Genomic DNA, 6,145 nt, shown 5'->3' with positions numbered 1-6,145 from the left:
GGCCATCGCCAGCACGTCTTCGGCAGAGGGGGCAAGCCGCCCATCCAGCAGCGCACGGGCGCGGACAAGGTCAAGGATCAGCTCCACCACGCTGTCGCCCACGGGCATCCGGCGCAGCAGATTTTGTGCGGCCAGCAGGTCTTCGGTTGCGAAGACAGGACGCACCGCGCCATCTTCGACGCCGGTGGTGGCGATCAGAATGTCCCGCTCCGTCGCGCGGTCAGGGTAGGCCACGTCGATCTGTACGAGGAACCGGTCAAGCTGCGCTTCGGGCAGAGGATAAGTGCCTTCTTGTTCGATCGGGTTTTGCGTGGCGAGCACGTGGAAGGGCTGGCCGAGGGCGCGGTCTTGGCCCGCGACAGTGACGGTTTTTTCCTGCATCGCCTGCAAAAGCGCAGACTGCGTGCGCGGGCTGGCGCGGTTGATCTCATCCGCCATCAGAAGCTGGCAAAAGATCGGCCCTTCGATAAAGCGAAAGGCCCGGCTGCCGTCGGGCGCGGTATCAAGCACTTCGGAGCCCAGAATATCGGCGGGCATCAGATCGGGGGTGAATTGCACGCGGTTGCCGTGCAGGCCCATGACGGTGCTCAAGGTCTCGACCAGTCGTGTCTTGCCCAAGCCTGGCAGACCAATCAGCAGCCCGTGCCCGCCGCAAAGCAGCGCGGTGAGCGCGAGGTCGACAACCTGTTCTTGCCCGACGAACCGCCCGGTGATCGACTGCTTGGCCTCGCCCAGTTTTTCGGTCAGCGCTTCGATTTGCGCGATCAGATCATCCGCTTCGGCCATGACATTTCTTTCCCCGGAGTTATATCTTTCAGGTGTAAGTGTATCGCGACCAAAGGGAATGGCAAAACCAATGAGCGGACAAAATACCGTGACACCCACCGCAGACGGCTTGATCGAAGCTGCCAAGGCCGCAAAAACGCGCGGAACCCCGCCGCTTGAGAAGTGGAACCCGGAATTCTGCGGCGATCTGGATATGCAAATCAAACGCGACGGGACGTGGTTTTACCAAGGCACGCCGATCGGGCGGATTGAATTGGTCAAATTGTTCGCTTCGATTCTCTGGCGCGAGGGGGATGACTATTTCCTCAAATCGCCGGTTGAGAAAGTCGGCATCACGGTCGAAGATGCGCCCTTTGTCGCCGTGGATTTCGAGGCCGAAGGCGCGGGCGAGGCGCAGCAGTTGCGGTTTCTCACCAACCTAGGCGATGTGGCCGAGGCGGGGCCGGAACATCCGATCCGCGTGGTCCGCGATGAGGAGACGGGCGAGCCGTCGCCCTATGTGCTGGTACGTCGAAACCTTGAGGCGCTGATCGACCGCAAGAGCTTTTACCGCCTGGTCGATCTTGGCCAACACCGCGATGGCTGGTTTGGTGTCTGGTCGGGTGGGGAATTCTTTGGCATCATCCCGTCGGAAGACCTGCCGTAAATTCACCGAAAGACCCGAATGCCGATCACCCCCGCCGCCAACCTATCGCTGCTTTGGTCCGAACTGCCCTATCTGGACCGGTTCGACGCGGCGGCAGAGGCGGGGTTCGGCGCGGTCGAGGTGTTGTTTCCCTATGATATGCCCGCGAAAGAGACGCAGCGCGCCTTGCTGCGCAACGGGTTAACCCTTGCCCTGATCAATGCCCCACCGCCGAATTATACCGGCGGCCAGCCCGGTTTCGCAGCCATTCCGGGCGGGGAGGCGCGCTTTGCCCATGATATGCGCCGGGTCTGGCGCTATGTCGACGCGCTGCGGCCCAAGATGGTTCATGTCATGGCCGGGGAGGCCGAAGGGCCAGCGGCGGCAAAGGCTTTCGTGGCGAACCTGCGCCATGCCGCGGCAGAGGCACCGCCGGGGGTCACCCTGACGATCGAACCGCTCTGCCCGCAGGCCAGACCGGGGTATTTCTTGAACGATTACGCTCAGGCGGCGGATCTTCTCGCGGCAGTGAATGCGCCGAATGTGGGGCTGCAGTTCGACAGTTTTCACGCGCAGATGATCCACGGCGATGCTGTCGCGGTTTTCGAGGAATATCGCCCCCTGATCCGCCATGTGCAGCTAGGCGACGCGCCGGGGCGTGGGGCGCCGGGCAGCGGTGATGTCGATTTCGACGGGCTCTTTGCCGTGCTGCGGGCGGGCTATGACGGTTTTGTCAGCGGGGAGTATGCGCCGGGCGTGGCGACGGAGCAGACGCTCGGATGGGTGGCCGCCTTAGGGGAATGACACCGGCGCATCGCCGGGCTGCCACTGGGGGTATTTGCTCATCACGCTATCGAACCGGGGCGCGGTGAGGAACCGGTCGAGCCAACCGCGCAGGGCGCGCCAGTCCTGCGCGTCGAACCAAGCGCGGTCGATAAAGGCGAATTGCCGCACGAAGGGCAGGATCGCGTAATCGGCCAGCGTCGGGCGGTCGAAAATCCAATCGTCCAATTGCGCGTCTAGGTCTTGGAGAAAGGCGGCAGCCTTGGCGCGTTGTTCTTCGGGGTCCACATCGGGATAGCGGGTGGCGTATTTGGTGCGGTCCAGCGCGTCTTTGAACGGGCCATCGGCGCGGGCGATCCAATCGTGCCCCTCGGGCGGCATGTCGAGCCAGCCTTCGGGATCGTTCTGGGCCAGCGCCCATTTCATGATGTCGAGGCTTTCGTCGATGGGGCCGGTTTCGGTGACGAGGCAAGGGACGGTGGCGGTGGGGGATGCCGAGAGGAATGCTTGCGGTTTGTCCCGCAGGACGACTTCGCGCAGGTGGACGGGCGTTTGCGCGGCGGCGATGGCGAGACGGGCGCGCATGGCATAGGGGCAGCGGCGGAAGGAGTAGAGGATTGGGGTCATGGCAGTGTATCTAGGGGCAGCGCGACAATAGTGCAAAGGGGCAGCGCCTGCCTGCGGGTCGGCGATCGGGCAGAAGTTTCTACCGCTTTATGGCTCAGTCTGGATGTGCGCCCGAGAGGTTTTACCCAGCCTCACCAAATCGCCTACCCGAGGGGCGGGCAGGCGATGGCCCGGCGCCTGCGGCTTGATTCCGGGCCGGTGCTTCATTTCACCCTACTGAAACGGTGTCGGCGGAAGTCCCTTACCGGCAAAGCGCGCCACATCATCCACCCGCTTCGATCGTGCCGTCGTGGTCCGCGCCGCGTCGATCCATGCCAGCGCATCGGCGCGCAACTCATCGCTGTAGCCGTCCCAGCCCGCCTGTGCGCCGGTCTCTTCCAGCGCTTGGGCGAGGTCTTCGGGGAGGTCTGTATGATCCATCAATGCGCCTCCGCCCAATTGGCACCGACGCCGGCATCGACGATCAGCTTTACATCAAGCTTCACCACCGGATCATTGGCGTTCTCCATCACCTCGCGCGCGGCGGCGATCAGCGCGTCTTCGGCCCCTTTTTCCACTTCGAACAGCAGTTCATCGTGCACCTGCAACAGCATCGTCGCGGGCAGGTCGGCGATGGCTTCGGGCATCCGAACCATAGCGCGGCGGATCACGTCGGCGGCGGTGCCTTGGATCGGCGCGTTGATCGCGGCGCGGGCGGCAAAACCTGCCTGCGGCCCCTTGGCGCCGATGTTGGGCGTGTTGATCTTGCGGCCAAAAAGCGTCTGCACATAGCCGTGCTCTTTGGCGAAGGCCTTGGTGTCGTCCATGTAGGTACGGATGCCGGGGAAACGCTCGAAGTAACGGTCGATAAAGCCCTGCGCCTCGGCCCGTGGAATGCGCAGGTTGCGCGCGAGGCCGAACCCGGAGATGCCGTAGATCACCCCGAAGTTGATCGCCTTGGCGTTGCGGCGAATTTCCGGGGTCATCTGATCCATCGGCACGTCAAACATCTCGGACGCGGTCATGGCGTGGATGTCATCGCCGCGGGCGAAGGCTTCCTTCAGCGCGTCGATCTGCGCGATATGCGCCAGAATGCGCAACTCGATCTGGCTGTAATCCAGCGCCACCAGCACCTTGCCCTCGGGCGCGACGAAAGCCTCACGAATGCGGCGGCCTTCTTCGGAGCGGATCGGGATGTTTTGCAGGTTCGGATCGGTCGAGGCCAAACGCCCCGTCGCCGCCCCGGCGATAGAATAGCAGGTGTGCACCCGCCCCGTATCGGCGTTCACATGGTCTTGCAGCGCGTCGGTATAGGTCGACTTCAGCTTGGACAGTTGCCGCCAGTCCAGCACCCGACGGGCGAGGTCATGTTCGGTGGCCAGATCCTCCAGCACATCCGCGCCGGTGGAGTATTTGCCGGTCTTGCCCTTCTTGCCGCCCTCAAGGCCCATTTTGCCAAACAAGATTTCGCCAAGCTGCGCGGGGGAGCCGACGTTGAACGTCTCTCCGGCCAGCTCGTGAATATCAGCCTCAAGCCCCGCCATTTTCTGGGCGAAAGCATTGGACATCCGGCTGAGCGTGTCGCGGTCGACGAGTATCCCCGAACGCTCCATCTGGGCCAACACGGGCACCAGCGGGCGCTCAAGCGTTTCGTAGACTTTGGTCACTTCGGCGCGGTGCAACTGCGGCTTGAAGAGTTTCCACAGGCGCAGGGTGACATCGGCATCCTCGGCGGCATAGGGCACCGCGTCTTCCATTGCCACCTTGTCAAAGGTCACGGCAGATTTGCCGCTGCCCAATAGCGGTTTGATCGGCAGGGGCGTGTGGCCGAGGTAGCGTTCGGAAAGCGTGTCCATCCCATGACCGTGCAGGCCTGCGTGCATCGCGTAGGACATCAGCATCGTGTCGTCGATGGGTGCTACGATGATGCCGAGTTGGGCAAAGATCTTGCCGTCGTATTTCATATTCTGCCCGATTTTCAGGATCGCAGGATCCTCCAGCATCGGGGTCAGCAGTTGCAGCGCTTCCTCAATCGGCATCTGGCCGGGGGCGAGATCGTCCGAGCCAAAGAGGTCATCGCTGCGGCTGGCCTTGTGGGTCAGCGGAATATAGCAGGCCTGCCCGGCCTCAACCGACAGCGACACGCCGACCAGTTCGGCGGTCAACTCATCAAGGCCGGTGGTTTCGGTATCGACCGCGACATAGCCGACCTCATAAATCCGGTCGAGCCAGACGCGCAGCGCCTCGGCGTCGCTGACCTGCTCATACTTGCTGTGGTCGAAGGGCACATCCGCGACCTGCGGTGCGTCGGCCACGGCAGGCGCTGGCGCGTCGGGGATGGCGGGGGCTTCGCGGCCCAGCACCTCGGCCACGCGCTTCGACAGGGTGCGGAACTCCATCTCAGACAGGAAGCCGAGCAGGGTGTCGGCATCGGGGTCGCGCACCTCGAGATCGTCGATGGTGAAGTCGATCGGCGTATTCTCATCCAGCAACACAAGGCTGCGGCTCAGGCGGATTTGCTCGGCGTGGTCGATCAGGGTCTGGCGGCGTTTGGGCTGTTTGATCTCTTCGGCGCGCTCCAAAAGCGCATCGAGATCGCCAAACTCATTGATCAGCAGGGCCGCCGTCTTGATCCCGATGCCGGGCGCGCCGGGTACGTTATCGACCGAATCGCCCGCCAGGGCCTGCACGTCCACGACGCGGTCAGGGTAGACGCCGAACTTTTCAAACACCCCATCGCGGTCGATGGTCTTGTTCTTCATTGCGTCCAGCATCTCGACCCCGTCGCCGACAAGCTGCATCAGATCCTTGTCGGAACTGATGATGGTGCAGCGCCCGCCAGCGGCGCGGGCTTGGACGGCCAGTGTGGCGATGATGTCATCCGCCTCATAGCCCTCAAGCTCTTTGCAGGCGATGTTGAACGCTTCGGTCGCGGTGCGGGTCAGCGGGATCTGCGGGCGCAGGTCTTCGGGCATGGCCTCGCGGTTGGCCTTGTACTGGTCGTACATGTCATTGCGGAAAGTGTGGCTGCCCTTGTCGAAGATCACGGCGACATGCGTCGGCGCGTTGGGGCCGGTGTTGCCTTCAACATAGCGGTGCAGCATGTTGCAGAAGCCCGCTACGGCGCCGATGGGCATGCCGTCGGATTTGCGCGTCAGCGGTGGCAGGGCGTGATAGGCGCGAAAGATGAAGGCCGAGCCGTCGATCAGATGCAGGTGGTGGCCTTTGCCGAATGTCATAGGAATGCTCCGCTGGGTTGGCGACCCTTTTGCCACGAAGCATGGCCCACGGCCAGACGCCAATGCGCCGCGCGGGCAGGTTCGTGCCGTCGGTTCAGAAGTTCAG

General features: G+C 63.1%; 6 protein-coding genes. 2 read left to right on the top strand and 4 right to left on the bottom strand.

What is annotated here, in order from left to right:
- Positions 1-786, bottom strand: a 786-nt coding sequence (locus A3722_RS05525; protein ID WP_067915978.1) for an AAA family ATPase, incomplete at its 3' end; no start/stop codon positions are given.
- 70 nt (positions 787-856) lie between these two features.
- On the opposite strand from A3722_RS05525, the gene A3722_RS05520 reads away from it, so the two are divergent.
- Together A3722_RS05520 and A3722_RS05515 are read left to right on the top strand one after the other, a co-directional pair.
- The gene (locus tag A3722_RS05520) at positions 857-1,432 is read left to right on the top strand and encodes a DUF1285 domain-containing protein (RefSeq protein ID WP_067622526.1); all 576 of its coding nucleotides are present in this window, start codon (positions 857-859) and stop codon (positions 1,430-1,432) included.
- Between the two features lie 18 nt (positions 1,433-1,450).
- Positions 1,451-2,215, top strand: coding sequence for a hydroxypyruvate isomerase family protein (locus tag A3722_RS05515; RefSeq protein WP_067622523.1), 765 nt, complete (start codon positions 1,451-1,453; stop codon positions 2,213-2,215).
- Here the strand turns inward: A3722_RS05515 and A3722_RS05510 are convergent.
- From A3722_RS05510 to polA, 3 genes are all read right to left on the bottom strand, one after another.
- The gene (locus tag A3722_RS05510) at positions 2,204-2,821 is read right to left on the bottom strand and encodes a glutathione S-transferase (protein ID WP_067622521.1); all 618 of its coding nucleotides are present in this window, start codon (positions 2,819-2,821) and stop codon (positions 2,204-2,206) included. The genes A3722_RS05515 and A3722_RS05510 overlap by 12 nt on opposite strands.
- A 213-nt stretch (positions 2,822-3,034) precedes the next feature.
- Positions 3,035-3,241 carry a YdeI/OmpD-associated family protein gene (locus tag A3722_RS05505; protein WP_067622518.1) on the bottom strand — a complete coding sequence of 69 codons (207 nt, stop codon included), beginning with the start codon at positions 3,239-3,241 and terminating at the stop codon, positions 3,035-3,037.
- Entirely contained in the window at positions 3,241-6,039 is a 2,799-nt protein-coding gene (gene polA, locus A3722_RS05500) for a DNA polymerase I (RefSeq protein WP_067622516.1), read from the bottom strand. Before polA ends, A3722_RS05505 begins: the two co-directional genes overlap by 1 nt.
- Positions 6,040-6,145 lie beyond the last annotated feature (106 nt).

The sequence above is a fragment of the Sulfitobacter sp. HI0027 genome, from assembly GCF_001634775.1.
GTDB lineage: Bacteria > Pseudomonadota > Alphaproteobacteria > Rhodobacterales > Rhodobacteraceae > Sulfitobacter.
This window is presented reverse-complemented; position numbering and strand designations above follow the sequence as displayed.

Excerpts from the sequence above, each read along its gene's own strand:
- A3722_RS05515 (WP_067622523.1), top strand. The coding sequence starts at position 1,451 with ATGCCGATCACCCCCGCCGCCAACCTATCGCTGCTTTGGTCCGAACTG.
- A3722_RS05510 (WP_067622521.1), bottom strand. The coding sequence starts at position 2,821 with ATGACCCCAATCCTCTACTCCTTCCGCCGCTGCCCCTATGCCATGCGC.
- A3722_RS05520 (WP_067622526.1), top strand. The coding sequence starts at position 857 with ATGAGCGGACAAAATACCGTGACACCCACCGCAGACGGCTTGATCGAA.
- polA (WP_067622516.1), bottom strand. The coding sequence starts at position 6,039 with ATGACATTCGGCAAAGGCCACCACCTGCATCTGATCGACGGCTCGGCC.
- A3722_RS05505 (WP_067622518.1), bottom strand. The coding sequence starts at position 3,241 with ATGGATCATACAGACCTCCCCGAAGACCTCGCCCAAGCGCTGGAAGAG.